Source organism: Halopseudomonas sp. SMJS2 (assembly GCF_029866945.1).
Classification (GTDB): Bacteria; Pseudomonadota; Gammaproteobacteria; order Pseudomonadales; family Pseudomonadaceae; genus Halopseudomonas; species Halopseudomonas bauzanensis.
In genome coordinates, this window is sequence record NZ_CP123445.1 from 3044202 (window position 1) to 3069247 (window position 25046).

23 protein-coding genes and 1 pseudogene are annotated in these 25046 nt (G+C 62.0%); 15 read left to right on the top strand and 9 right to left on the bottom strand.

The window, feature by feature from the left end; all coding sequences use genetic code 11:
• Nucleotides 1-95: 95 nt before the first annotated feature.
• The 7 genes from QAO71_RS14325 to QAO71_RS14355 all read left to right on the top strand — a co-directional run bounded on the left by QAO71_RS14325 (nt 96) and on the right by QAO71_RS14355 (nt 5915).
• Nucleotides 96-1196 (top strand): methyl-accepting chemotaxis protein, encoded by a 1101-nt coding sequence (locus QAO71_RS14325; protein WP_036989204.1) that lies wholly within the window; start codon nt 96-98, stop codon nt 1194-1196.
• A gap of 84 nt (nt 1197-1280) precedes the next feature.
• Complete coding sequence (locus QAO71_RS14330) at nt 1281-1526, top strand: glutaredoxin domain-containing protein (protein ID WP_036989203.1); 246 nt, start codon at nt 1281-1283, stop codon at nt 1524-1526.
• Nucleotides 1527-1669: 143 nt separating this feature from the next.
• Entirely contained in the window at nt 1670-2119 is a 450-nt protein-coding gene (locus QAO71_RS14335) for a hypothetical protein (RefSeq protein WP_036990171.1), read from the top strand.
• A gap of 69 nt (nt 2120-2188) precedes the next feature.
• Nucleotides 2189-3835, top strand: a complete 1647-nt coding sequence (glgP, locus tag QAO71_RS14340; RefSeq protein ID WP_136868830.1) for an alpha-glucan family phosphorylase — start codon at nt 2189-2191, stop codon at nt 3833-3835.
• A gap of 15 nt (nt 3836-3850) precedes the next feature.
• Nucleotides 3851-4117 (top strand): DksA/TraR family C4-type zinc finger protein, encoded by a 267-nt coding sequence (locus tag QAO71_RS14345; protein ID WP_136868829.1) that lies wholly within the window; start codon nt 3851-3853, stop codon nt 4115-4117.
• Nucleotides 4118-4143: 26 nt separating this feature from the next.
• Nucleotides 4144-5115 (top strand): diacylglycerol kinase family protein, encoded by a 972-nt coding sequence (locus QAO71_RS14350; protein ID WP_280164735.1) that lies wholly within the window; start codon nt 4144-4146, stop codon nt 5113-5115.
• Entirely contained in the window at nt 5112-5915 is an 804-nt protein-coding gene (locus QAO71_RS14355; protein ID WP_036989199.1) for a metallophosphoesterase, read from the top strand. Before QAO71_RS14350 ends, QAO71_RS14355 begins: the two co-directional genes overlap by 4 nt.
• 3 nt (nt 5916-5918) lie before the next feature.
• Here the strand turns inward: QAO71_RS14355 and QAO71_RS14360 are convergent, their stop codons facing one another.
• Entirely contained in the window at nt 5919-6635 is a 717-nt protein-coding gene (locus QAO71_RS14360) for a YebC/PmpR family DNA-binding transcriptional regulator (RefSeq protein ID WP_036989198.1), read from the bottom strand.
• A gap of 153 nt (nt 6636-6788) precedes the next feature.
• Here QAO71_RS14360 and QAO71_RS14365 point away from each other — a divergent pair, with 153 nt between their 5' ends.
• From QAO71_RS14365 to QAO71_RS14375, 3 genes are all read left to right on the top strand, one after another.
• A complete protein-coding gene (locus QAO71_RS14365; protein WP_136868827.1) occupies nt 6789-7514 on the top strand; it encodes a transporter substrate-binding domain-containing protein in 726 nt (241 codons plus the stop codon).
• On the top strand, nt 7511-8467 hold the full coding sequence (locus QAO71_RS14370; RefSeq protein WP_280164736.1) for a cation diffusion facilitator family transporter: 957 nt from the start codon (nt 7511-7513) through the stop codon (nt 8465-8467). Before QAO71_RS14365 ends, QAO71_RS14370 begins: the two co-directional genes overlap by 4 nt.
• 263 nt (nt 8468-8730) lie before the next feature.
• Nucleotides 8731-9948: an NAD(P)/FAD-dependent oxidoreductase gene (locus QAO71_RS14375; protein ID WP_280164737.1), complete on the top strand. Its 1218-nt coding sequence runs from the start codon at nt 8731-8733 to the stop codon at nt 9946-9948.
• Here the strand turns inward: QAO71_RS14375 and lnt are convergent.
• Nucleotides 9896-11563, bottom strand: coding sequence for an apolipoprotein N-acyltransferase (gene lnt, locus QAO71_RS14380; protein ID WP_280164738.1), 1668 nt, complete (start codon nt 11561-11563; stop codon nt 9896-9898). The genes QAO71_RS14375 and lnt overlap by 53 nt on opposite strands.
• A 740-nt stretch (nt 11564-12303) precedes the next feature.
• Here lnt and dbpA point away from each other — a divergent pair.
• Complete coding sequence (dbpA, locus tag QAO71_RS14385) at nt 12304-13683, top strand: ATP-dependent RNA helicase DbpA (RefSeq protein ID WP_036989193.1); 1380 nt, start codon at nt 12304-12306, stop codon at nt 13681-13683.
• A gap of 555 nt (nt 13684-14238) precedes the next feature.
• Here the strand turns inward: dbpA and QAO71_RS14390 are convergent.
• The 6 genes and pseudogenes from QAO71_RS14390 to tkt form a co-directional block, all read right to left on the bottom strand.
• Nucleotides 14239-14706: a hypothetical protein gene (locus QAO71_RS14390; RefSeq protein ID WP_136868823.1), complete on the bottom strand. Its 468-nt coding sequence runs from the start codon at nt 14704-14706 to the stop codon at nt 14239-14241.
• A 15-nt stretch (nt 14707-14721) separates the two neighbouring features.
• Complete coding sequence (locus QAO71_RS14395) at nt 14722-14988, bottom strand: hypothetical protein (RefSeq protein ID WP_280164739.1); 267 nt, start codon at nt 14986-14988, stop codon at nt 14722-14724.
• 51 nt (nt 14989-15039) lie between these two features.
• On the bottom strand, nt 15040-16104 hold the full coding sequence (fba, locus tag QAO71_RS14400) for a class II fructose-bisphosphate aldolase (protein ID WP_036989190.1): 1065 nt from the start codon (nt 16102-16104) through the stop codon (nt 15040-15042).
• 152 nt (nt 16105-16256) lie between these two features.
• A pseudogene (locus tag QAO71_RS14405) lies at nt 16257-17416 on the bottom strand (phosphoglycerate kinase).
• A 26-nt stretch (nt 17417-17442) separates the two neighbouring features.
• Nucleotides 17443-18489 (bottom strand): erythrose-4-phosphate dehydrogenase, encoded by a 1047-nt coding sequence (gene epd / locus QAO71_RS14410; RefSeq protein ID WP_074777586.1) that lies wholly within the window; start codon nt 18487-18489, stop codon nt 17443-17445.
• 96 nt (nt 18490-18585) lie between these two features.
• On the bottom strand, nt 18586-20583 hold the full coding sequence (gene tkt, locus QAO71_RS14415; protein ID WP_280164740.1) for a transketolase: 1998 nt from the start codon (nt 20581-20583) through the stop codon (nt 18586-18588).
• Between tkt and QAO71_RS14420 the strand changes: the two genes are divergently transcribed.
• Genes QAO71_RS14420 through metK form a run of 3 tightly spaced genes read left to right on the top strand, consistent with a single transcriptional unit; the run spans nt 20582 to nt 23039 of the window.
• The gene (locus tag QAO71_RS14420) at nt 20582-20767 is read left to right on the top strand and encodes a hypothetical protein (RefSeq protein WP_280164741.1); all 186 of its coding nucleotides are present in this window, start codon (nt 20582-20584) and stop codon (nt 20765-20767) included. The two genes, tkt and QAO71_RS14420, sit on opposite strands and share 2 nt — an antisense overlap.
• Nucleotides 20768-20812: 45 nt before the next feature.
• Nucleotides 20813-21802: a metalloregulator ArsR/SmtB family transcription factor gene (locus QAO71_RS14425; protein ID WP_074777582.1), complete on the top strand. Its 990-nt coding sequence runs from the start codon at nt 20813-20815 to the stop codon at nt 21800-21802.
• A 46-nt stretch (nt 21803-21848) separates the two neighbouring features.
• Nucleotides 21849-23039, top strand: coding sequence for a methionine adenosyltransferase (gene metK / locus QAO71_RS14430; RefSeq protein WP_280164742.1), 1191 nt, complete (start codon nt 21849-21851; stop codon nt 23037-23039).
• Between the two features lie 23 nt (nt 23040-23062).
• On the opposite strand, the gene QAO71_RS14435 is transcribed toward metK, so the two are convergent.
• Nucleotides 23063-23524: a cytochrome c gene (locus QAO71_RS14435; protein ID WP_280164743.1), complete on the bottom strand. Its 462-nt coding sequence runs from the start codon at nt 23522-23524 to the stop codon at nt 23063-23065.
• Between the two features lie 72 nt (nt 23525-23596).
• On the opposite strand from QAO71_RS14435, the gene ahcY reads away from it, so the two are divergent.
• Nucleotides 23597-25003 carry an adenosylhomocysteinase gene (gene ahcY, locus QAO71_RS14440; protein WP_136868818.1) on the top strand — a complete coding sequence of 469 codons (1407 nt, stop codon included), beginning with the start codon at nt 23597-23599 and terminating at the stop codon, nt 25001-25003.
• The last annotated feature ends 43 nt before the right edge of the window (nt 25004-25046 follow it).

Genomic DNA, 25046 nt, shown 5'->3' on the forward strand with positions numbered 1-25046 from the left:
GGCTACCAGCGAGCCGCGACAAATTGCCACTATGGCTCATGTCATGGTTACCTCGGCCGATATAGCAGGAAAGGAATCGATCGGCAGAGGTGACCATGTGGTGGCGCAGCAAGAACGACGAAGTACAGGCTCTGCAACAGGACAAGCAACGGCTGGAAGCCGAAGTGGCCAGACAGGCCTGCCATATCGCCCAACTGGAACGGCAACTGGCCGAGCGCGAGCAGGGTGATCAGCGCCAGCTGCGCTACTACCGCCACGTCTCCGGCAACCTTATCCGCTTCAGCACCTCGGTCACCCACCTCGGCGACTCCTTCGAATATCTGGCCGGTCAGCTCAATCGCGACCGCGAGCATGCCGCCCAGGTAGCCAGCGCCGCGCTGAGCAACCAGCAGCGCTTCGATGAGCTGCGCCACAAGGCGACCGCCATGGAAAGCGGGCTGATCGGCGCCTCGAACCAGGTCGAGACGCTGTCCGAACACTCCGCGGAGATCAACGGCATCGTCGATCTCATCGGCGGCATCGCCAGCCAGACCAATCTGCTCGCCCTCAACGCCGCCATCGAAGCCGCCCGCGCCGGTGACGCCGGGCGCGGTTTTGCTGTGGTGGCCAGCGAGATCCGCCACTTGGCTGAGCGCACTGCCCAGGCTACCAGCGACATCGTCGCCCGGATCGATGAGCTGCAGCACATCACCGGCGCGGTGCAGCAGTACATCCAGTCCCAGGGCGCGCTGGCCGAGGACTTCAGCCGCACCACCCAAGATGCCGTGGCCGGCATGGACGTGTTGCACGGTCTGGCTGGGGAAATGCAACGCGGCATCGAGACCTCGGCCTTCCGCGCCGGGGTTGAACTGGCCAACCTGGATGAGCTGTCACTCAAGTTCGTGGTCTACAACCACCTGCTGGGCCAGCGCGGCGCGCCCTTGCCGGCTCTGCCCAGCGAGCGCGAATGCCGCTTCGGCAGGTGGTACTACGGCGACGGCAGCCAGAGCATCCAGCAATTCCAGCACTTCCGGGAGATCGAACGGCCGCATACCGCGGTACACAGCGAGGGGCTCGCGGCCATGCGCTGTTTCAACGAGGGCTCGCTGGAGACTGCCGTGCAGCATCTCGGCGAGATGGAAGAAGCCAACCTGGCCGTGATGCGCATCGTCGCGGAGGTGATGACGGCCTTCGAACAGCGCCAGGCTGCCGTCTGAGCGGGCCACCGCGACAATAAAAGTCCGAATCTTTGCCCTCCCTGCCCGTCCAACAGGTACAGGATCACCAGTGGAGAAACAGAGATGAACGACACGCAGAATTACGTCTATCAGAAAGAAGGCTGCCCCTTTGCTGACAAGGCCACCGCACTGCTGGACAAGCATCGAGTACCCTACCGGGTACATGTGTTCGCCGATGCCACCGAGGAGCAACTGTTCAAGGAGGAACAAGGGGTCGATACCACCCCGCAGATCTTCCTCGACAGCCAGCGTATCGGCGGTTACGACGAGCTGGTGGCGCATTTCGGTGAACAGCCGGAGGCGGAGTGATAGAGGCGACCGCGCCAACTATCTCGCCAGTGAACAAACCCGACGAGTGGCCTATTGCCTTTGGGTTTCAGATGATTGATGCTCTCGGGGGTCAGCTTCGCTGAATGCGCCGCATCAGCGACACCTACAGGGAGAACAAGAATATGCTCAGAGCATATCTGGATATGGAGTTCACCAGTCTCGCCAGTCATGCGCGATTGATCAGCCTGGCGCTCGTGACCAATGACGGTCGCGAGCTGTACCTGGAGCTGATCGATAACTGGGAGGTGGATGACTGTTCGGGATTCGTCCGGGATACCGTGCTGCCCAAGCTCGATCTGCTATCCCACGGCCTGACTACCAGCAAGGCGCGCCAGCGCCTGCGCACCTTCCTCGCCGCCATCGCTCCGGTGGAAATTCTCACCGCTTCGCCCCATTGGGATCGGCCTTTGCTGGACTGGCTGCTGGGCGCCGATGGGCTACCCTTGAATGTGCGCATGCGCGCCATTGCCACCGCCCCGATCAGCGGGGATGACATGCTGGAAGTGCCGCATCATGCGTTGGCGGATGCGCGCCTGTTTGCCGGCCAGGTCGAGCGCGCCTGCATGGCATGATCATCGCAACCGGGGGTTGCGCGGGTCTGGTGAAGAAACCCGGCCGGCGATCACGATGGGGCCCTCTCGATGACACAGCCATGGCCGCTCCCCTGGGAGCCCGACCCGCAATATCGCAAACGCGTGGCGTATTTCTCCATGGAATACGCCATCGACCAGCCATTGAAAATCTATTCGGGCGGGCTGGGGTTTCTGGCCGGCTCCCATATGCGCAGCGCCTTCGACCTGCGGCAGAACCTGATCGGCATCGGCATGCTGTGGAAGAACGGCTACTACGACCAGGTCCGCCATGATGATCAGAGCATGCGGGTGCAGTTCCAGAAGAAGTATTACCCGTTCCTGGTCGAGACCGGTATATGCGTCCCGGTCACCGTCAATGGTCATCAGGTCTGGGTCAAGGCATTGCGGCTGCCGCCGGAGGTCTTCAACACCGCCCCGCTCTACCTGCTGACCACCGATATCCCCGAGAACGACTATCTCGCGCAGACCATCACCCACCGCCTGTATGACACCGAACCATCGACCCGCATCGCCCAGAGCATAGTGCTGGGGCTGGGCGGCGCCCGGGTGGTTGAGCAGCTGGGTGGCGCCGATATCCACCATTTGAATGAATCCCATGGTCTGCCACTGGCCTTTCACCTGCTGGCGCGGCTGCAGGACAGCCAGGCAGTGCGCCGCCGCATCGTCTTCACCACCCACACTCCGGAGAAGGCCGGCAATCCCGAACATGACATGGACTTTTTGCGGCAGATGGGGTTCTTCGGCGAGCTGTCCGAAGCGCAGGTTGCCGAGCTGACCGGCATGCGCGGCGCGCGTTTCAGTCACACGCTGGCAGCACTGCGCCTGGCCGGCCGGGCCAATGGCGTGTCGCGGCTGCATGGGGAGGTCGCCAATCGCATGTGGGGTAACGAGCCGGGGATCCGCCCGATCAGCTCGGTGACCAACGCCCAGAATGCGCGATTCTGGCAGGATCAGGCATTGCGCCAGGCAGTGGAACAGGATGATGACGCCGCCCTGGTCCATCGCAAACGGGAGCTCAAGCGCCAGCTGTTTCAGGTGGTGGCGGACCAGACCGGCAAGCTGTTCGACCCGGAGGTGCTGACCATTGTCTGGGCCAGGCGCTTCGCCGCCTACAAGCGGGCCGATCTGCTGCTGCATGACGTTTACCGCTTTTGCCGATTGATCGAGCAGCAGGACCGTCCAGTGCAGCTGATCTGGGCCGGCAAGCCCTTCCCCTTCGATCAAGCCGCCATCGACCTGTTCAATCGGCTGATACGGCTGTCCTACAAGACCGCGCGCTGCGCGGTGCTGACCGGTTATGAAATCCAGCTGTCACGGCTGCTGAAACAGGGCGCGGACGTATGGCTGAACACACCCCAGCGGTTGCGCGAAGCATCCGGCACCAGCGGCATGACCGCGGCAATGAATGGCGCGGTGAACTTGTCGATCAGCGATGGCTGGGTGCCTGAATTCGCCCGCGACGGACTCAACTGCCTGCTGATCCCCGATGCCGATCCCACATTGGATGTCGCCGCGCAGGACGCAGCGGACTATTCTCAGTTGATGAACATCATTGAGCATCGGGTCCGGCCGTTGTATTACGACCAGCACGAACACTGGCTGTCACTGGTCAAACAAGGCATGCACGACGTGCTGCCCCGATTCGATTCCGACCGGATGGCAGACGAGTATTATCGGACTATGTATGGGCAATGAGCTCCGGAGGCGAACATGGCAACGGGCTGGGCGCAGGACGGTGCAGTACAGGAGCAGATCGATGACACCATCAAGGACGCGGTCGAGCGGGCACGCAGCAGGTTGCCGGCGGGCGAAAGCCGCAGCCACTGCGAAGAATGCGAGGCGGTCATTCCCGAGGCACGCCGTAAGGCGGTGCCCGGAGTACAGCTGTGTGTGGAATGTCAGGCTGCCCGGGACCGCGAGCTGCAAGAAGCCGGTGGCTACAACCGTCGCGGCAGTAAAGATAGCCAGCTCCGTTGATTGGTGCCCGCCAGAAGGTGTCGCCCGTGAGCCTTGAACAGGGCCGGCCGCTGTTATCACTGACCGGTGGCGAGCCGCTGTTCATGGTGATGAACGCCGGGTCGGGCAAGCATGACAGCACCGAGATCCAGGCGACCATTCAGGCGGCCTGCGAACGGGCCGGTCGCCGCTGCCAGTTGCTGCTGGTGGAGCGAGGCAGCGAGTTGCAGCGGGCTGCCGAACGGGCCGTACATTTGGCTCGGGAGCAGGCCGGAGCGGTCGTCGCCGTGGGTGGCGACGGCACCCTGCACGCCGTCTGCCAGGCGGTGGTCGGGCAGCAAGTGCCTTTTGGCATATTGCCGCAGGGCACATTCAACTACTTCGGCCGCGCCCATGGTATTTCCCAGGATCTCAAACAGGCACTGCAGCAGTTGTTCGATGCGCGGTTGGCACAGGTCAGTCTCGGCCGACTCAATGGCCGCTACTTTCTGGTCAATGCCAGCTTGGGATTATATCCCCGCCTGCTGGAGGACCGCGAAGCCTACAAGCAGCGTTATGGCCGCAGCCGCCTGGTAGCACTGTGGTCGGCATTGGTGACCCTTACCCGGGCGCACCGACAGCTGCATATCCAACTGGATTATGCCGGCCGGCATCGGCAGCTGCGCACGCCTACTCTGGTGGTATGCAACAACCCCCTGCAGCTGGAGCATATCGGCGTCGATCCGCAGTTGCCGGAAGATGCCGATCACCTGGTGGCCCTGACTTCGCGACCAGTTGGGACCCTGGCGCTGTATGGCCTGTTGCTACGGGGATTGCTGAGCCGTATGGGTGAAGCGGAGCAGGTCTCCAGCATCGGTTTCGAGCGGATGACCGTGCATCTCGGCTGGCGCCCCCGCCTGGTCAAGGTAGCCATGGATGGCGAAATCTTCCGTATGCGTACGCCGCTTGAGTTCAGTCTCGCTGCCCGATCATTGCCGCTGATGATTCCCCGTACCGCTCCGCCACCGGACCATCCATGAGTAGAATTCTGCATCTGTCGGATCTGCATTTCGGCACCGAAGACCCGAGGGTGGTCCAGGCGCTGCTGCAACTGGCCGAAGAGCAGCGTCCGAGTCTGTGCCTGCTCAGTGGCGATATCACCCAGCGCGCGCGGCGCAGCCAGTTCGCTGCCGCTGGCGCCTTCGTCCATCAACTGCCGGCGCCAGTGCTGGCGATACCCGGCAATCATGACTTGCCGCTGTTCAACCTGCCGCTGCGGCTGCTGAACCCCTATGGCAACTATCGGAGGGTGTTCGGCGAATCACTTGCGCCAGAGCTGGTGCGGGACGATGTGTTGGTGATTGGCGTCAACAGCACCCGCGCGGCGCGGCACAAGAATGGCGAGGTGTCCGCAGAACAGATCCAGCAGGTAGCGCGGCGGCTGCAGCAGGCCAAGCCGGATCAATTGCGCGTGGTCATGCTGCATCATCCGGTGTGTGCGATTCAGCCATCGGATCTGACCAACCTGCTGATCGGTCGCGAACAGGCGGTACCGGCCTGGGTCGATGCGGGGATGGATCTGCTGCTGGCCGGTCACATTCACCTGCCCTATCGGTTGCCACTGGCCGGCAGCGGTCAGCGCCAGGCCTGGTCGCTCCAGGCCGGCACCGGGGTGTCGCAACGGGTGCGCGGCAGCATTCCCAATTCGGTCAACTTCATCGACTATGGATCAACCAATGGCCAGCGCTGGTGCCAGGTCACGCGCTGGGACTACGCCGTGGAGCAGGCACGCTTTCTGGCGCACGAACGGCAGTCGCTGCCGCTGCACGGCAGCGATTGAGCCTCACACCTCGGCGTTGTGGTAGATGTTCTGCACGTCCTCGACATCATTGAGCATGTCGATGAAACGTTCGAACATCGGCATATCCTCTTCGCTGATCGCTGTCGAGGTCTGCGGCAGGAACTGGATCTCATCCACCTCGAAATCGATCTCGCCCAGAGCCTCAGTCAACGCCTGACGCGCCTTGGCATATTCGGTGTTCGGGGTGAACACGGTGATGACACCGCTCTCGTTTTCGATATCGGTCACATCCACGTCCGCCATCATCAGGGCTTCGAGCACGGCTTCCTCATCATCGCCCTTGAATGCCAGAATCGCGCAATGATCGAACATGTGGCTGACGCTGCCGGGGGTGCCCATCTTGCACTTGGTCTTGGTGAAGCAATGGCGCACGTCAGCGATGGTCCGGTTGGGGTTGTCGGTCAGGCAATCGACAATGACGATGCAGTTGCCTGGCCCGAAACCTTCATAACGTGCCACGGCGAAATCTTCACCGCCGCCGCCCTTGGCCTTGTCGATGGCCTTGTCGATAACGTGGCCCGGTACCTGGTCCTTCTTGGCGCGGTCAATCAGCCCGCGCAGGCTCAAATTGCCGTTGGGATCGACACCGCCGGACTTGGCGCAGACATAGATCTCACGGGCATATTTGCTGTAGACCTTGGTTTTGGCATCGGCCGTTTTGGCCATGGATTCTTTGCGGTTTTGGTAAGCGCGTCCCATCGTGCAACCCCGAATTCAGAAAAAGCCGATTTTACGCCAGTTTATCCTGAAGTTTGACCGTTTTTTCCCTGCAGCCCCGATAGATAAAACTGGAACCCAAGCCGTCGGGCCAAGTCTGACTCTGTAACATCCTGTCAAACACCGAGATTCATCATGCCTTTAGCTGGATTGATCAGATCCGCGTTGCCGCTGGGCCTGATGTTGCTGATCCTGACGCTGCAAGGTTGCGACCACTGGCCGGCCGACCCGCGTGATTCCCTGACTACCGCCATTGAGCGCGGCACCCTGAAAGTCGGTGTCGTGGCCAACCCACCCTGGGTCAAGATCACCGATCCGGAAGCTCCCACAGGCTTGGAAAGCCAGCTGATAACGGAGTTCGCCCGGGAACTGGGCATGACGGTCGACTGGCGTACCGGGGGCGTGGAAGAACAGATCGAGGCCCTGAAGTCATTCGAGCTGGACCTGCTGATTGGCGGCTTCACCGCGGCCAACCCCTGGAAGGCCGAGGTCGGCAATACCTTTCCCTATTACACCGAACGGGTGCTGATCGGCAGCCGGGGGACGCCCCCCTCGGCGATTGATGGACAGACCATTGCGATACTGCCAGACACCAACCTGGCCCCCCAGTTGCGCAAGCACAACGCCATCAGCGAGATACGCGAGACATTGGCAGATAGCCCCAACCCGGTCGCCACCGCGCAGTGGCGGCTCAGCGGGATGGGTTTTGCAAGTTCCAGCCTGGAATTGCTCAAGCACAAGCATGTGCTGCTGACACCTCCCGGCGAGAACGCCCTGCTGATGGAACTGGAGCGCTTTCTATTCCGCAATCGTGACCAGCAACAACTTGCCACACGTCTGTGGCAGGAGGCGCAGCCATGAAGGTTCGCCAGGGTTATGACCTTCCCCCGGACAAGGAACGGCTGCTGCGCCGGACCATTCGGCTGGAATGGATCTCCATGTTCTTCTCACTGACCATCGTCATCACCGTATACCTGACCATGGGCTCGTCCCAGGCCATGAAGATGGCGCTATTCGAGGACTTGCTGGCCTTTGTGCCGCCAGCCGTGTTCCTCTTGGCGATGCGGGTGCGCAAGCGCTCACCGGATGAAAAGCACCCCTATGGTTACAGCCGCGCCATTTTGCTGGCTTTCCTTGCAGCAGCGGTGGCCATCGTCATGTTCGGCCTGTTCATGCTGGTGGATTCAGCTTCTTCTCTGCTCAAGCGCGAGCACCCGAGCATCGGCCACTTCCAACTGTTCGATTGGCCGTACGAGATCTGGGCCGGCTGGATCATGATCGCCGCCCTAGTGTACGCGATGATTCCGCCGGTGGTTCTGGGCCACATGAAGATGCCGCTGGCCAAGGCGCTGCATGAAAGTACCCTGTATGCCGATGCCGACATGAATAAGGCCGACTGGATGACCTCAGCGGCTGCCATCGTCGGCATCCTCGGTATCGGCTTGGGCTTCTGGTGGGCCGACGCGGTCGCTGCCGCTGTCATCTCACTGGATGTGTTGAAGGATGGCGTCACCCATGTGCGCAAAGCGATGTTCAATCTGATGGATCAACGCCCCACCGAAACCGTGGGCGACAAGCCCTTGGGGCTGGAGGAAAAGATCGCCGAAAGCCTGTTGCGCGAGCCGGATATCAAGGACGTCGTCTCCCGCCTGCGCGAGGAAGGCCATGTCATCGGCGGTGAGATCTTCGTGGTGCTGGCCCCCGGTCAGACCAACGTGGCGCGACGTGTGCAGGAGATTGCAGAGCAGGCCTGCACGCTGGATTGGCGGCTCTACGATCTGATCGTGATGCCGGTGGAAACCATAGAACGCTGAAGAGAACGCAACCATGTGGAAACCTACCCCCTCCCGCTTGCAGTCCCCCTCCGCCAGTTCAACCTTCTGGTGGTGCCGACCTTTCGCGGCGCCTGGTACGCCGATATCACCGGCTAGCCGAACCCGACCGTTACCGGCCTGGAGAAAGAAGGCGCTGCTGTAGTCGGCCGCTCTGCTGCATTCAAGCGGCGTGCTATCATGCGCGCCGGCAGCGCCACCGTGTGCCGGTGCCGCATTCCCCCAGCAGAGCAGGCCAGATCTTCGTGCAATCCCCAAGCTCCCATGACGTGATCATTCTCGGCGCCGGCGCCTCAGGTCTGATGTGCGCCGCCATAGCCGCCCAGCGCGGACGCCGAGTGCTGGTACTGGAGAAGGCCAACAAGCCCGGCAAGAAGATCTTGATGTCCGGTGGTGGCCGGTGCAACTTCACCAATTATCAGGTCGAGGCGGATAACTTCCTCTCGGCCAACCCGCACTTCTGCAAGGCCGCACTGAAGCGTTACACCCAATGGGATTTCATCGGCATGGTGGAGCGTCACGGCATCGACTACGAGGAGCGCCGGCATAGCCAACTGTTCTGCCGCCAGTCGGCGCGGGAGGTTCTCGACATGCTGCTCGACGAGTGCCAGCAAGCGGGTGTCGAGATCCACACCCACTGTGACATCACCGAAGTGCAGCCGCTGGAATCGCATAACCTGCGCTACCGACTCATCGGCCGACAGGGCCAACAGCCGCTCCGGCTGGAGTGCCAGTCACTGGTGGTAGCCACTGGCGCCCTGTCCATCCCCACCCTGGGTGGCAGCGGCATGGGCTACGATATCGCTACCCAGTTCGGGCTGCCGCTCGTCCCGCGCCGCGCCGGCCTGGTGCCGTTCATGTTCAGCGATAACATGAAGGCCGTCTGCGAACGACTGTCCGGCCTGGCGCTTGAAGTCACCGCCAGCTGCAATGACCAGAGCTTTACCGAAAACATGCTGTTCACTCACCGGGGTATCAGCGGGCCGGCGATCTTGCAAATATCCAGCTACTGGCATCCCGGCGACACGCTGGTCATCGATCTGCTGCCCGGCCTTGATGCCTTTCACTGGTTGCGTGAGGCCAAACAACAACAGGGCAAGCAGTTGTTGAAGACGTTGCTGGCCCAGCGGTTGGGGCGGGCGCTGGTGACCGAACTGCAACAGCTATGGTGGCCCGATGCACCAGCCAGACCGCTGGCCGATTACAGCGACCGGCAGCTGCGCACCGTGGCCGACCAATTGCACCAGTGGCTGTTGAAGCCCTCGGCGACCGAAGGCTATCGCACCGCCGAGGTGACCCTCGGCGGAGTGGCCACCGAGGCGGTCAGTTCGAAAACCATGGAGGCCCGGGATTGCCCGGGGCTGTACTTCGTAGGTGAGGTGCTGGATGTCAGTGGCCACCTGGGCGGCTTCAATTTCCAGTGGGCCTGGTCTTCTGGCTACAGCGCCGGCCTCGCCGTCTGACCCACGAGCGACCACGCCACAGCGCCGATATGACCAACATTATCACCACGCCATAGATCAGGTTCAGGAACAGCTGCGGGTGGCGGCTGTAGAAGCTGCCGCCGGCCTGCTCGGAAAAGGGCACATCGGCCAGCAGCTCAGCCCGGTTGAAAGCCACGCTGCTGGCCAGCCGGCGGCCATTGGGCGCGGACACCAGCGACGGCCCGTTATTGATCAGATGCGCCATCGGCACACGGTTCTCAACCCCGCGCAGAATCGACATGTTGCCGTGATGGAATGGCTGGGATGTCTCGCCGAACCAGTTATCCTGGGACAGGAACAGCAGCATTTTGCCGGCCCCGTCAGAACTGATCGCGTCGGCAACAAACCCGGGGAAGGCCGCCTCGTAGCAAACCTTCGGCACCACGCGCATACCATTCAGATCAAAGGCGATGTGCTCGCTGCCGGCACCGAGCGGCCGCAGGAACTCACCGAATACCAGATCGGCCAGCCCCTTGAGCACCGGCCACGACCAGGGCTCGGGCAGATATTCACCGAACGGCATCCGCAACATCTTGCGGTATTGCGCCGTCATCTCGCCCTGCCCGTCCAGTAACGCTACCGTGTTGAAGCTGACGCGCTGGGCATCTACCCAGCGCCGCTCGACATCATGGAAGATCAGCGGCACACCGTGCCGGGCAATCGCCCGGGCGTAGCTGTCACGTACGCTGTAATCATCGAAGTACCCCTTGTAGCGCGCCTCGGGCCAGGCCACCCATTGGGCGCCGGCCGCCACCAGCCGTTCGGTGGCAAGCATTTCCGGCGGGGATTCCCGGGTGAAGCCGACCGCCGGCGCGGGAATATCCAGGGTGATGGCATCGTTGGGTTGTACCAGCCCGATCCGCCGCGTATCCCATTGCTGCATACGCCTATCCCACTCGTAGAGGCTGATGTAGCCATATCCCAGCCACACTGCCAACAGCCCCCAAGCCAACCCCTGGGCCAGCCGGGAGTATGGCGTCTGGGGCAAGCGTCGCGGCGTCAGCATGCGATAGACCAGCACGCTGAACAGCATCATCATCGCATCCAGCCCCGGCGCACCGGTGATATCGATGGCCTGCAGAGCCGGCAGGAAACTGACCTGGCCATCGGCGAAATGGGTCTTGAACAGCATCGGGTAGAGCGCCATTACCGAGACCATGACGGCAGGAAAAACGAGCAGATCCCAGCCATCCAGGCGCCGAACCAGCCAGCGGTAGAGAGCACAACCCAGACCGATGACCAGCCCGATATAGCACCAGAACAGCAAGGCCAGCAGCGTGCTCGACAGGGGGCTGATCTGTTTGAGGTTGACCATGAAGCCGGCCAGCCAGTAGCTGCCGCCGGCAAAACAGAGAGTACCGGCCAGCCAGCCGAGCAACAGCGCCATCATGGGGCGGGTATCGCGCAGGGCAAACAGTAAAGGCACCCAGGCAAACCAGCCGACCCAATACAGGTTGATACTCAACCAGGGCACACAGAGCAGAAAGCCGCTGAGCGCGGCGAACAGCAGGCGATACATCATCCGCGCCAGCGGTGCATTTCGCCGTTGGGTATGGGCATCCGCAGCCAGAAAATCTGAAGTGGAATCGGACATCAGCGCAGCTTTTGGATTGAGGACCTGCTCGCACCCTAGAGCGTGAGCTTCATCACGGACAATACCCTATTCGGGTTACCGTCTTACGACGCTCGATACTACGTCGTGCCATGACGAGAGAACATCCTTTGGCCACCCCGGATGACGAAAGCTTGATGTGGTCGACATTTGACGAAGATAAGTAGCGGGAACCATGGCACCCTGCCGCCCATATCAGCATCATTCCGTCAGGCGCCGTAACGGCTGGGCCTGCTTGGTTATCAGACGGGGCGGAGCGCCTCGCCGAGCAAAATGCCACCATATCGAATTGCGCCAACCCGGAATAAAACCGGGAACCAATGCCGCCGAATTCTCTCAAACGCCATTGTCAGGGCTGTGGCAGGCCGACGAGCACGGAAGAAGGGCTTATATATGGATGTTACCGAGCAAGAGAATGATCCGTTTTTCATCACCGCCTGCCAAGGCCATTTTGTCACCGGTATCGGCTCAGCCGATCATGAAAACGGCAACAGTAGAATATGAGTAAGTCGAAACGCAGCTGGAGCTGGGCCTATCACAAAGTGCGGAGTTATCATGTCTCGCGCCTGCAGGCCTGTTATCGCGCAACCCGCTTCTGGTTACTCGGCGACACCGGATCCTTCGTCACCCATGGCGGATTCCGCAAGTCGCGAATCAGGAACTGACCGGGCGTACCCCTGCTTCTGTTACACTGTGGCGCCCATCCTCAGCAGGCCGCTACCGTGACTACAAGCGCTTTCTCCTCTCTCCCGCTGCCCCCTTCCCTGCTTGCCACTATCGACCGCCTGGGCTATCAGAGCATGACGCCAGTGCAATCTGCCGCACTGCCGATCATTCTCGCGGGGCAGGATCTGATTGCCCGCTCGCGCACCGGCAGTGGCAAGACCGCCGCCTTCGGCATCGGCCTGCTGGCACCGCTCAATCCGGCTTTTTTCGGCTGCCAGGCATTGGTGCTGAGTCCGACCCGGGAGCTCGCCGGACAGACCGCTACGGCGCTGCGCACGCTGGCGGGGGGCATTCCCAACATCAAGATCATCACCCTGTGCGGCGGCACGCCATTCGGCCCCCAGGCGGCCTCGCTGGAACAAGGTGTCCATGTGATCGTTGGCACGCCGGGACGGGTCAAGGACCATCTGGAACGTGGCACCCTGAGTCTGGACAAGCTCAACTGCCTGGTGCTGGACGAAGCCGACCGCATGCTCGACATGGGCTTCATCGACAGTATCAGCGAGATCATCCAGGCTACCCCCGAGCGGCGCCAGACCCTGCTGTTCTCCGCCACCTATCCACCAGGCATCGAACAGCTGGCTGGACGCTTTCTGCGCGAGCCACAACAGGTGGTAATCGAAGACGTTGAAGTCCGCAACCCGATCCGCCAGCGCTTCTATGAAGTCAGCGCCGAGGAGCGGCTACCGGCGGTATTGCGTCTGCTGGCCGATGAACGGCCGCAGCCCTGCATCGTCTTCTGCCATACCCGTCAGCAATGTCAGCAGTTGCAGCAATTGCTGTCGAGCAATGGCGTGAGCGCCCAGGCCCTGCATGGCGACATGGAACAGCGCGAACGCGATCAGGTGCTGGCGCTGTTTGCCAACCAGAGCTGTAGCGTGCTGGTGGCTACCGATGTGGCAGCCCGTGGGATCGACGTGGAAGGGGTTGCCGCGGTGATCAATGCCGAGCTGTCACCCGACCCGGCCGTGCATACTCATCGCATTGGCCGCAGCGGCCGTGCCGGCCAGCCCGGTCTGGCCCTGAGCCTGGTCGCGCCCGCGGAACAGGGACGAGCGCGCAGTATCGAGCAGAAGCTCGGTGAGCCCCTGCCCTGGTGTGAGCTGGATCAGTTGCCCGAGCGTCTCGACAAGCCGCTGCTGGCGCCGATGCGTACCCTGGCGATAGCGGGCGGACGCAAGGACAAGGTACGCCCCGGCGATCTGCTTGGCGCACTCACTGGCGATGCCGGCCTGCCTGGCGACGCCATCGGCAAGATCAGCATCAGTGACTTTCAGGCACTGGTAGCAGTGCGTTGGGAGCTGGCGAATACCGCGCTGGAGCGGCTGGAGGAAGGCAAGATCAAGGGGCGGCGGTTCAAGGTAAGATTGCTGTAGGGCCGTGTCCGGCGGCAGTCGGGCGATGGCCGGATGGAGCGCTCATCGAGCTGGTGCTCGACGTTTCCCAGGAGGACCACACCTGGAGTCACAGCTACAGCTATAGTTGCAACCAACACTCTCAGTTCTGATGGTTTTCCTCTCAGCCATACCCAAGTTACAGGACGGTGCTGGGCAGTTTCCTTTGGCGAACCGTGTGCGGCCATGGACGGCCGCACACGAGCGCCACGGACGGCACGGGTGCGTGTTCGCCAAGGGCAACTGCCCAGTGCCGTCGGACATCGAACGTGCCCCAGACTTACCTGCCCACTGCCGTCAGACACCGAACGTGTCCCCATGTATCTGAGCACTGCCACCGGCAACCAACGGTGCCACGGACACGCACAGCCCCCAAACCCGGTACAGACCAATCCGCTACAAATCAGTTACCGGCAGAGCCGCTGATCGAAATGGAACTCGACCGGGTCGCGATCGACGGGGTCGCCATCGACCTTCCAGGAGACTGTGCACGAAGTGAGGCGGATGGTCCCAGGCAGACTCGGGGCGCCCGGCGGTTCAGCCCAGGACGCGCAATCCGCGTCTGGCTTTGGGACGGGTCAACTGACCAAACAGCCAGCTGCCAATGGCCGCAGCGACCAGCAGCGCGGCCAATCCCCAGCTCTGCTCAGGCACGGCAATGAAGCCCGGCAGAGACAGCTGGCTGAGCTTGAAACCTGCCCAGACGCCACCAGCACCAGCCAGAGCAAACAGCAGCCAGCGCCAGGGCCGGAAGATGCGCGCCAGGCCAGCGGCCACCGGCAGCAGGCAGACAAATGCCACCGCCACCAGCAGGGCAAATGCCTTGACGAAATCCAGCAGGTCCGGCCAGACGCTGGCCAGTCGGTCAGTCAGGCTGACCGGCACCTCAGTCGGCGGCATACCCGCCAATTGAATCTGCGCCTGGACCAGACAGCCGAGAATGGTCGCCACCAGGACGGCCAGCAGATAGAAAGCGATGATTCGCAGTACAGCAACCGGTGACATTGTGTCTATTCCTTGTCAGGGCAGATCCGGCAGGTTGCGCAGGGACTGTTCGTAGGCCTGCAGGTCGAAGGGCGCATCCTGCTCCAGCATGAGGTTGATGTGATGCGCCAGCACCTGGGCCATCAGGCTCAGGATCTCCTCGCGCTCATAGCCAACCAGGGTCAATTTGTTCAATGTGGCCTGGGCCGCCGGTGGTTCGCCTCCAGCCAGCTGATTCTCGATCGCCTCGACCAGTTTTTCATGGGCGAAAGCATCGTCGGCCGCATCATCGGATGAATACATGTGTCGGACTCGCGAAGAGGGCGCCGGACGGGTGTCCGGCGCCGGTACGGATCAGTTGACCTTGGGATCCAGCTCGCCGCTGGCGTAGCGCTGGAACATGGTTTCCAGGTTGATCGGCTTGATGCTGGAGGCATGTCCGGCAGTGCCGAAGGCTTCGTAACGGGCGATGCAGACATCACGCATGGCCTTGACTGTTTCAGCGAAGAACTTGCGCGGATCGAACTCGCTGGGATGCAGCGCCATATGACGACGCATGGCACCGGTGGAGGCCAGACGCAGGTCGGTATCGATGTTCACCTTGCGCACGCCGTGCTTGATGCCCTCGACGATTTCCTCGACCGGCACACCGTAGGTTTCCTTGATGTCGCCACCGTACTCGTTGATGATCGCCAGCCACTCCTGCGGCACCGAGGAGGAGCCATGCATCACCAGGTGGGTATTGGGGATGCGCTTGTGGATTTCCTTGATGCGATCGATCGCCAGGATGTCGCCCGTCGGCGGCTTGGTGAACTTGTAGGCGCCGTGGCTGGTGCCGATGGCAATGGCCAGGGCATCCACCTTGGTCTGCTTGACGAAATCGGCAGCTTCCTCGGGATCGGTCAGCATCTGGCTGTGATCCAGGGTACCTTCGGCGCCGATACCGTCCTCTTCTCCGGCCTGCCCGGTTTCCAGGCTGCCCAGGCAACCCAGCTCGCCTTCCACCGACACACCGCAGGCGTGAGCCATTTCCACGGTACGGCGGGTCACGTCGACGTTGTAGTCATAGTCGGTCGGGGTCTTGCCGTCTTCACCCAGGGAGCCATCCATCATCACCGAGGAGAAGCCCAGTTGAATGGAGCGCTGGCATACCGCCGGGCTGGTGCCGTGATCCTGGTGCATGCACACCGGAATGTGCGGAAACTCTTCGATAGCGGCGAGGATAAGGTGGCGCAGGAAAGGCGCGCCGGCGTATTTGCGGGCACCGGCGGAGGCCTGCACGATCACCGGGGAGTCGGTCTTGTCGGCCGCTTCCATGATGGCGCGCATCTGCTCCAGGTTGTTGACGTTGAAGGCCGGGACGCCGTAACCGTGCTCGGCGGCGTGGTCCAGCAACTGGCGCATGCTGATCAAAGCCATGGTCTTTCTCTCCGTAAATGATGTCTGGGTAAAGCGGTAAGCGGCAAACAGTCGGACAAGGCTGACAGTTTACTCACCTGGCTTCAACTCATGGCACCCGGCCTGTCGCCGAGCGCCTGTTATCGTGCAAAAACTGACGCTTGCTACGGCGCTCAGCGCGCTCTCTGCTGCAGGATCTCGACCGCGGGCAGCACCTTGCCTTCGACAAATTCGAGGAAAGCTCCACCACCGGTGGAAATATAGGAAATGCGCTCGGCGACGCCATACTTGTCGATCGCTGCCAGGGTATCGCCACCACCGGCGATCGAGAAGGCCTGGCTTTCGGCAATGGCCAACGCCAGCGCCTTGGTACCTTCACCGAACTGATCGAACTCGAACACGCCGACCGGGCCGTTCCACAGGATGGTGCCGGAAGACTTGAGCAGCTCGGCGAACTGGGCGGCGGTCTGCGGGCCGATATCCAGGATCATGTCGTCCTCGGTAACTTCGGCTACCAGCTTGACGGTGGCTTCGGCGTCTTCGGCAAAGGCCTTGGCGACCACTACATCCACCGGCAACGGCACGCTGACCTTGGCGGCGATGGCCTTGGCCGTGTCCACCAGGTCGGCTTCATACAGCGACTTGCCCACCGGCAACCCGGCAGCAGCGAGGAAGGTGTTGGCGATGCCGCCGCCAACGATCAGCTGGTCGCACTTGTCCGCCAGGGCGTTGAGCACATCCAGTTTGGTGGATACCTTGGAGCCGGCGACGATGGCCGCCATGGGCTGGGCCGGCTTGTCCAGCGCCTTGGCCAGCGCGTCCAGCTCGGCGGCCAGCAGCGGGCCGGCACAGGCAACCTGGGCGAACTTGGCCACGCCATGGGTGGAACCCTGGGCCCGGTGAGCGGTACCGAAGGCATCCATGACGAACACATCGCACAGCGCGGCATACTGCTGCGCCAGTTCATCGGTATTCTTTTTCTCGCCGTTATTGAAACGGACGTTCTCCAGCAGCACCACCTCGCCCGGCTGCACCGCGACGCCGCCCAGATAGTCACGTACCAGCGGCACTTCACGGCCCAACGCCTTGCTCAGGTAATCGGCTACCGGTGCCAGGCTGTCCGTCTCGCTGAACACGCCCTCCTCCGGGCGCCCAGGTGCGAGCAGACCATTACCGCCGCGCCTTTCTCCAGCGCCAGCCGGATGGTCGGCAGGGCCGCAATAATGCGCGCATCACTCTTGACCTGGCCGTCCTTGACCGGCACGTTCAGGTCTTCACGGATCAATACCCGCTGGCCCTTGAGATCCAGCTCTTTCATGGTCAATACGGTCATGCAGAGTTCCTTGTCGATAATGTTGATCAGTTATTCCGGTTGGCCAGCTGCAACCAGTAATCCGCCACGTCCAGCATCCGGTTGGCAAATCCCCATTCGTTGTCGAACCACACCAGCAGATTGACCAGCCGTGGCCCGGCCACCCGGGTCTGGCTGCCATCGACGATCGCCGAATGCGGGTCGTGGTTGAAATCGCAACTGGCATGCTGCAGTTCGGTGTAATCAAGCAGCCCGCGATACTCAGACTCTGACGCGGATTTGAGCAGACGGTTCACTTCCGCCGCACTGGTATCGCGTGAGGTCTGCAAAGTGATATCCAGCGCCGAGACGTTGACCGTCGGCACGCGGATCGCCTTGGCTTCAACACGTCCGGCCAACTCCGGCAACAGCCGCTCTATTCCGCGGGCCAACCCGGTGGAAACCGGAATCACCGACTGGAATGCCGAACGCGTACGGCGCAGGTCGGTGTGATGATAGGCGTCGATCACCGGCTGATCGTTCATTGCCGAGTGGATAGTGGTGATGGAAATATATTCCAGCCCGATCAACTCGTTGAGCAGCCGCAGCACCGGTACGCTGGCGTTGGTGGTGCAGGAGGCGTTGGAGACCAACCGCGCGGCTGGATCCAGCGTCTGGTGGTTGATGCCATAAACCAGCGTGGTATCCACTGCCCCGGCACCGGCCATCGGCTGGGAGAACAGGACACGCGGCGCGCCGGCCTGGAGGAATCGTTCGGCGTCGGCACGGGAGGTGTATTGCCCCGAGCATTCCAGCAGCAGATCGAGCTCCAATGCCTGCCAGTCGATATCCTCGGGGCGGGGTGCACAGAGCACCTGCACGCACTGGCCATTGATATGCAGACAATCCCCATCGACCCGAACCTCGCCGGGAAAGCGCCCGTGGGTGGAATCGAAACGGGTCAGGTACTCGATGCTGGCCTGGTCGGCCAGATCGTTCAGGGCGACAATCTGCATATCGCTGCCACCGCGTTCATGCAGTGCACGCAGCACACAGCGTCCGATACGGCCGTAACCGTTGAGGGCAATGCGCAGGGGACGGTGACTCGAGGACATGGTCAGCAGCTCGGTTGCAGCTGCAAGCCACCAGCGGCAGGCGACAAGCTGGGTACCTTCAACTTGTCACCTGCCACTGGTCACTTGCCGCTGTGATCAATCTTCCAGCAGCTCTTCAGCCACCGCCAGCACGTTGTCGACAGTAAAGCCGAACTCTTCGAACAGCGCACCCGCCGGTGCCGACTCGCCATAGCTGTGCATGCCGACGATGCGACCATCCAGGCCAACGTACTTGTACCAGTAATCGGCGTGGGCCGCCTCGATGGCGATGCGTGCGCCTACTTCCAGCGGCAGTACGGCCTGACGATACTCGGCGTCCTGCTGATCAAACACGCTGGTGCAAGGCATGGACACCACGCGAACCTGACGGCCCTGCTCGGTGAGCTTTTCCCAGACCTGAACAGCCAGGCCAACTTCCGAGCCGGTGGCAATCAGGATCAGTTCCGGCTCGCCGGCACAGTCCTTGAGCACGTAACCGCCGCGTGCAATGGCCGCCTCGGTTTCGTTGTCGCGGATATGGCACGGCAGGTTCTGGCGCGAGAAGATCAACGCGCTGGGGCCGTCGTTGCGCTGCAGCGCATGCTTCCAGGCCACCGCCGACTCGACGGTATCGGCCGGACGCCAGGTATCCAGGTTCGGCGTGGTGCGCAGGCTGGTCAGTTGCTCGACCGGCTGGTGGGTTGGGCCATCTTCGCCCAGACCGATGGAGTCGTGGGTGAATACATAGATGACGCGCTGGCGCATCAATGCCGACATGCGCACCGCGTTGCGCGCGTATTCCATGAACATCAGGAAGGTCGCACCATAGGGCACCAGGCCACCGTGCAGCGCCACGCCGTTCATGATCGCTGCCATGCCGAATTCACGTACGCCGTAGTACATGTAGTTGCCCGAGGCGTCCTCTTCGACCACCGGCTTGCAGCCATCCCACAGAGTCAGGTTGGAGCCGGCCAGGTCAGCCGAGCCGCCGAGCAGTTCCGGCAGCATGGGGCCAAAAGCGTTCAGGCAGTTCTGACTGGCCTTGCGACTGGCGATGTTCTCGCCCTTCTCGGCCACGGCGCGGATGTAGGCCGAAGCTTTTTCGTCGAAGTCCGCCGGCAGCTCGCCGGCCATGCGCCGGGTGAACTCGGCAGCCAGTTCGGGGAACTCGGCCTGGTAGGCGGCAAATTTCTCATTCCACTGCTGCTCGGCCTGGTTACCGGCGTCCTTGGCATCCCACTCGGCATAGATGTCGGCGGGGATCTCGAACGGGCCGTGGTTCCAGCCCAGCGCTTCGCGGGTCAGGGCAATTTCCGCATCACCCAGGGCCGCGCCGTGGGAGGATTCCTTGCCCTGCTTGTTCGGCGAGCCGAAGCCGATAACGGTCTTGCAGCAGATCAGGGTCGGCTTGTCGCTCTTGCGGGCGGTCTCGATAGCGGTCTTGATTTCGTCGGCATCATGGCCGTTGACGTTGCGGATCACCTGCCAGCCGTAGGACTCGAAGCGGCGCGGTGTGTCGTCGGTGAACCAGCCGTGTACTTCGCCATCGATGGAAATGCCGTTGTCATCATAGAAGGCGGTCAGCTTGCTCAGGCCCAGGGTACCGGCCAGCGAGCAGACTTCGTGGGAGATGCCTTCCATCATGCAGCCATCACCGAGGAACACGTAGGTGTCGTGATCGACGATATTGTGACCGGGCCGGTTGAACTGGGCAGCCATGATCTTTTCCGCCAGAGCGAAACCCACCGCGTTGGCGATGCCCTGGCCCAGCGGGCCGGTAGTGGTTTCCACACCCGGCGTATAGCCCAGCTCCGGATGACCGGGCGTCTTGCTGTGCAATTGGCGGAAATTCTTCAGGTCATCGATCGACAGGTCATAGCCAGTCAGGTGCAGCAGCGAGTAGATCAGCATCGAGCCGTGACCGTTGGACAGCACGAAGCGGTCGCGGTCGGCCCAGTTCGGGTTGGCCGGGTTGTGCTTCATGAAGTCACGCCACAGCACCTCGGCGATATCCGCCATCCCCATGGGCGCACCCGGGTGGCCGCTGTTGGCTTTCTGCACCGCATCCATGCTGAGGGCACGAATGGCATTGGCTCGGTCACGACGACTGGGCATGAACTACTCCTGTGATTTCAAGGCAGAGGGCGAACCGGGATCAAGGTCGGCTGGCCGGGAAATAAAGGCCGGCATTTTCGCCCAAACTGCCGCAACGGGCAATGAAAACCCCGACTCCGTGGTGCAAACACCGCTGTTGCGAGACGAATGGGCCCTGCTGGAGCATCTATATCAAAATATTTGATATAGATATTGCGATCAGCCGGGGGCTTCACTACACTGCTCCACCATGAACGAACCAGTACGGCTTGCGCCCCTCGACGATACAGCTACCGAACAACTGGCCGCCTTCTGCAAGGCTGCCGGTGACCAGCTGCGGCTGGATATCCTGCGGGCGCTGCGCAGCGATTCCTTCGGCGTACTGGAGCTGGCCCAGATCTTCGGCATGCGCCAGTCGGGTATCAGCCATCACTTGAAGGTACTGGCCAATGCCGGCCTGGTGCGTACCCGCCGGGAAGGCAACTCGATTTTCTATCGGCGCAGCCTGCCGGATGCTGCCAGCCATTGGCGACATTTACACGAGCAGTTGCTGAACGGGCTGGACGCACTGCCCCTGGAGCCGGCGCTGACCCAGGCGATTGCCGCAGTGCATAGCCAACGTGGCGAGGTCTCCCGACAGTTCTTCGCCCGCTTTGCCGATGGTACGCCGGCCCAGCAGGACCTGATCGCGCATTTCGGTCTGTATCGCGAATCGCTGTTGGGGCTGATCGATAGTCTGGTGCTGCCAGCCACTGAACTGGCCATCGAAGTGGGGCCCGGTGAAGGCGGTTTCCTGCCGGACCTGGCCAGCCGCTTCGGCCGGGTGCTGGCACTGGACAATGCACCGGCTATGCTGGAACGAGCCCGCCAACAATGTGCCGAGGCGGGCCTGGACAATGTCGATTGCCTGCTGGCCGATGCGTTACTGCCGCAGGAACTGCCGGCCGCCGATTGCCTGGTATGCAATATGGTGCTGCACCATATGCCGGCACCGGCCGAGGCGCTGCGGCGCTTTGCCGACCTGCTCAAACCCGGCGGCACTCTGGTGCTGACCGAGCTGTGCAGTCACGACCAGAGCTGGGTCCGGGAGACCTGCGGCGACCTCTGGCTGGGCTTCGATCAGGACGACCTGGCCCGCTGGGCTGGCAGTGCCGGACTGGAGCTCGGCAGCAGCCTGTACCTGGGGCTGCGCAACGGCTTCCAGATTCAGCTGCAACAATTTACCAAGGGTGCCCGATGATCCGTCATCGTGCTACCCGCCCCCTGTCAACGAAAGGGCTGTGACCATGAGCGAATACTCGATTTTCACCTCCGAATCGGTCTCCGAAGGCCATCCGGACAAGCTGGCCGACCAGATTTCCGACGCTGTGCTGGATGCCATTCTCGCCGAGGACAAATTTGCCCGCGTGGCCTGCGAAACCATGGTGAAAACCGGGGTTGCCATCGTCGGTGGTGAAATCACCACCAGCGCCTGGGTCGACCTGGAAGATCTGGTGCGCGGCGTGATCAAGGATATCGGCTACACCTCCTCCGAGGTCGGTTACGACGCCGATACCTGTGGCGTGATCAACATCATCGGCAAGCAGTCACCCGACATCGCCCAGGGCGTCGACCGGCAGAAGCCGGAAGACCAGGGTGCTGGCGACCAGGGCCTGATGTTCGGCTATGCCAGCAACGAGACCGATGTGCTGATGCCCGCACCGATCACCTTCGCCCACCGACTGGTCGAGCGCCAGGCCGAAGTGCGCAAGAACGGTACGCTGAACTGGCTGCGCCCGGATGCCAAATCCCAGGTCACCTGCCGCTATGACAACGGCAAGGTAGTCGGCATCGACGCCATCGTGCTGTCGACCCAGCACAATCCGGAAATCGAGCAGACCGACCTGCGCGAAGCGGTGATGGAGACCATCATCAAGCACGTGATTCCGGCCGAGCTGCTGCATGCCGACACCCAGTACCACATCAACCCGACCGGCAAGTTCGTCATCGGCGGGCCGGTGGGCGACTGTGGCCTGACCGGCCGCAAGATCATCGTCGACACCTACGGCGGCATGGCCCGCCATGGTGGTGGCGCCTTCTCCGGCAAGGACCCGTCCAAGGTTGACCGCAGCGCCGCCTATGCCGGTCGTTATGTGGCCAAGAACATCGTGGCTGCCGGCCTGGCCGAGCGCTGCGAGATCCAGGTGTCCTACGCCATCGGTGTAGCGCAGCCGACGTCGGTCTCGGTCAATACCTTCGGTACCGGCAAGATCAGCGATGAGCAGATCATCAAGCTGGTGCGCGAGCACTTCGACCTGCGGCCCTATGCGATCACTCGCATGCTCGACCTGCTGCACCCGATGTACCGCGCCACTGCGGCCTACGGCCACTTCGGCCGCAACCCGTTCGAGATGACGGTGGGCAATGACACCTTCACCGCCTTCCCCTGGGAGAAGACGGACAAGGCCGAGGCGCTGCGGGCTGACGCGAAGGTCTGACCGCAGCAGGTCAACGTCAGGAGTTAACGCCGGAAGTTATCGTGACAGCCCTTGCAGCTCTGCTGCACGGCGCTGAAGGCCTCGGTCACCTGCTCAGGCGTTTCGACGCCCTGCGCAGTGACCTCCGCCAGCTCGGCTACTGCGTCGCGATAGCGGTCAATGGCCTGGGCAAAGCCTGCGGAGTCAGTCCAGACCTCAGGCAGAGCAGCATGCTTCTGCTCGGTTTCCCCCGGTTCGGGGAAATGCGCCCAGGGCGCTTCGACGGAGGCAGCCAGGGCCTGGGCATGGGCGGCGAAGGCGTCGCCATCGAAGGGCAGACGGTCACGCAGCATGCCACCCATCGGCTCGCTGTGACTGAGAAATTCCTTGAAGGCCGCCTGGCGCTTGCCTTCCGGCGAGTTGGGATCGGTCTCGTTACCACAGCCGGCCAGCGCCAGGCCGAGGGCAGCGAGCAACAGAATTTTGGGGGTTGGAACAGCAAACATCGTGACATCCCTTTGGAACATTGAGGGCGCTATCTTAACGCGTCTTCCACCTGAAACTGATTGGAGAAAAGTATGAGCGCAGTTATCCAGAGCAATTTCACCGACTACAAGGTGGCTGATATCAGCCTGGCCGATTATGGCCGCCGCGAGATCATCATTGCTGAATCCGAGATGCCGGCGCTGATGGCCATGCGTCGCAAGTATGCCGGTGAGCAGCCGCTCAAGGGCGCGCGCATCCTGGGCTGCATCCACATGACCATCCAGACCGCGGTGCTGATCGAGACCCTGGTCGAGCTGGGCGCCGAAGTGCGCTGGTCCTCGTGCAATATTTTCTCCACCCAGGACCACGCAGCCGCTGCCATTGCCGCAGCCGGCGTACCGGTATTCGCCTGGAAGGGTGAAACCGAGGAAGAATACGAATGGTGTATCGAGCAGACCATCCTCAAGGACGGCCAGCCGTGGAATGCCAACATGGTGCTGGATGACGGCGGCGACCTGACCCTGATCCTGCACGAGAAATTCCCCCAGGTGCTGGAAAGCGTGCACGGCGTTACCGAAGAAACCACCACCGGCGTGCACCGCCTGCTCGACATGCTGAAAAAGGGCACGCTCAAGGTACCGGCGATCAACGTCAACGACTCGGTCACCAAGAGCAAGAACGACAACAAGTACGGCTGCCGTCACAGCCTGAACGACGCCATCAAGCGCGCCACCGACCACCTGCTGTCCGGCAAGAAGGCACTGGTCATCGGTTATGGCGACGTGGGCAAGGGCTCGTCCCAGTCCCTGCGCCAGGAAGGCATGATCGTGCGCGTCGCCGAGGCCGATCCGATCTGCGCCATGCAGGCGTGCATGGATGGTTACGAAGTGGTGTCGCCCTATATCAACGGCATCAACGATGGTACCGAAGCCTGCATCAACCGCGAGTTGCTGGGTAACACCGACCTGATCGTCACCACCACCGGTAACATCAATGTCTGTGACGCCAATATGCTCAAGGCGCTGAAGAAGCGTGCCGTGGTGTGCAACATCGGCCACTTCGACAACGAGATCGACACCGCCTACACCCGCCAGAACTGGCACTGGGAAGAGGTCAAGCCGCAGGTGCACAAGATCCACCGCACCGGCAAGGACAACTTCGACCCGGCCAATGATGACTACCTGATCCTGCTGGCCGAAGGCCGTCTGGTCAACCTGGGCAACGCCACCGGCCACCCCAGCCGCATCATGGATGGCTCCTTCGCCAACCAGGTGCTGGCGCAGATCCACCTGTTCAAGCAGGGCTACGCGAACCTGGATGCCAGCGCCAAGGCCGAACTGCTGCGCGTGGAAGTGCTGCCCAAGGAGCTGGACGAGGAAGTGGCACTGGAGATGGTCAAGGGCTTCGGCGGTGTGGTCACCCAGATGACCCAGGTCCAGGCCGATTACATCGGCGTACCGGTCAACGGCCCGTTCAAGCCGGACACCTACCGCTACTAAGCACAGCGGCAAGTCAGGCGTTGCGCCTCGCTGCGATCGGCAA

Coding starts and splice junctions, on each gene's coding strand:
- tkt (WP_280164740.1), bottom strand. CDS start 20,583: ATGCCCAGTCGTCGTGACCGAGCCAATGCCATTCGTGCCCTCAGCATG.
- epd (WP_074777586.1), bottom strand. CDS start 18,489: ATGTCCTCGAGTCACCGTCCCCTGCGCATTGCCCTCAACGGTTACGGC.
- QAO71_RS14360 (WP_036989198.1), bottom strand. CDS start 6,635: ATGGGACGCGCTTACCAAAACCGCAAAGAATCCATGGCCAAAACGGCC.
- metK (WP_280164742.1), top strand. CDS start 21,849: ATGAGCGAATACTCGATTTTCACCTCCGAATCGGTCTCCGAAGGCCAT.
- QAO71_RS14420 (WP_280164741.1), top strand. CDS start 20,582: ATGAACTACTCCTGTGATTTCAAGGCAGAGGGCGAACCGGGATCAAGG.
- QAO71_RS14325 (WP_036989204.1), top strand. CDS start 96: ATGTGGTGGCGCAGCAAGAACGACGAAGTACAGGCTCTGCAACAGGAC.
- glgP (WP_136868830.1), top strand. CDS start 2,189: ATGACACAGCCATGGCCGCTCCCCTGGGAGCCCGACCCGCAATATCGC.
- QAO71_RS14395 (WP_280164739.1), bottom strand. CDS start 14,988: ATGTATTCATCCGATGATGCGGCCGACGATGCTTTCGCCCATGAAAAA.
- QAO71_RS14390 (WP_136868823.1), bottom strand. CDS start 14,706: ATGTCACCGGTTGCTGTACTGCGAATCATCGCTTTCTATCTGCTGGCC.
- QAO71_RS14330 (WP_036989203.1), top strand. CDS start 1,281: ATGAACGACACGCAGAATTACGTCTATCAGAAAGAAGGCTGCCCCTTT.
- QAO71_RS14345 (WP_136868829.1), top strand. CDS start 3,851: ATGGCAACGGGCTGGGCGCAGGACGGTGCAGTACAGGAGCAGATCGAT.
- QAO71_RS14335 (WP_036990171.1), top strand. CDS start 1,670: ATGCTCAGAGCATATCTGGATATGGAGTTCACCAGTCTCGCCAGTCAT.
- ahcY (WP_136868818.1), top strand. CDS start 23,597: ATGAGCGCAGTTATCCAGAGCAATTTCACCGACTACAAGGTGGCTGAT.
- QAO71_RS14355 (WP_036989199.1), top strand. CDS start 5,112: ATGAGTAGAATTCTGCATCTGTCGGATCTGCATTTCGGCACCGAAGAC.
- QAO71_RS14370 (WP_280164736.1), top strand. CDS start 7,511: ATGAAGGTTCGCCAGGGTTATGACCTTCCCCCGGACAAGGAACGGCTG.
- QAO71_RS14365 (WP_136868827.1), top strand. CDS start 6,789: ATGCCTTTAGCTGGATTGATCAGATCCGCGTTGCCGCTGGGCCTGATG.
- lnt (WP_280164738.1), bottom strand. CDS start 11,563: ATGTCCGATTCCACTTCAGATTTTCTGGCTGCGGATGCCCATACCCAA.
- fba (WP_036989190.1), bottom strand. CDS start 16,104: ATGGCTTTGATCAGCATGCGCCAGTTGCTGGACCACGCCGCCGAGCAC.
- QAO71_RS14435 (WP_280164743.1), bottom strand. CDS start 23,524: ATGTTTGCTGTTCCAACCCCCAAAATTCTGTTGCTCGCTGCCCTCGGC.
- QAO71_RS14425 (WP_074777582.1), top strand. CDS start 20,813: ATGAACGAACCAGTACGGCTTGCGCCCCTCGACGATACAGCTACCGAA.